The 794-nt window shown below is 45.7% G+C and carries 1 protein-coding gene; it reads left to right on the forward strand.

Features of this window, described 5'->3' with window-relative positions:
- Positions 1-794, forward strand: a 794-nt coding sequence (locus IEV57_RS19415; RefSeq protein WP_229744532.1) for an Ig-like domain-containing protein, incomplete at both ends; no start/stop codon positions are given.

Genomic DNA, 794 nt, shown 5'->3' on the forward strand with positions numbered 1-794 from the left:
GGCTGGAGAGACAAGCCTTGTAACCTTTACATTCTCAGAGGCAGTTGCGGGATTTACTAATGCTGATCTATCGATAGCCAACGGTATCCTTTCGAGTGTAAGCTCCTCGGATGGAGGGATAACATGGACCGCTACTTTGACACCAACAAATGGCATCAACGATGCGACCAATCTGATTACACTCAATAATACAGGAATTGCTGATCAGGCAGGAAACACAGGAACTGGTACAACAGATTCCAACAATTACTCGATAGATACCCAACGCCCGACTGCCACAATATTGGTTTCGGATACACAATTGAGAGCTGGAGAGACAAGCCTTGTAACCTTTACTTTCTCAGAGGCAGTTGCGGGTTTTACTAATGCTGATCTTACGGTAACCAACGGTACCCTTTCCAGTGTAAGCTCCTTGGATGGAGGGATAACATGGACCGCTACTTTTACACCAACAAATGGCATCAACGATGCGACCAATCTGATTACACTCAATAATACAGGAATTGCTGATCAGGCAGGAAACACAGGAACTGGTACAACAGATTCCAACAATTACTCGATAGATACCCAACGCCCGACTGCCACAATAGTGGTTTCGGATACACAATTGAGAGCTGGAGAGACAAGCCTTGTAACCTTTACATTCTCAGAGGCAGTTGCGGGATTTACTAATGCTGATCTATCGGTAGCCAACGGTATCCTTTCGAGTGTAAGCTCCTCGGATGGAGGGATTACATGGACCGCTACTTTGACACCAACAAATGGCATCAACGATGCGACCAATCTGATTACAC

The sequence above is a fragment of the Belliella aquatica genome, assembly GCF_014637795.1.
GTDB classification, from domain to species: Bacteria; Bacteroidota; Bacteroidia; order Cytophagales; family Cyclobacteriaceae; genus Belliella; species Belliella aquatica.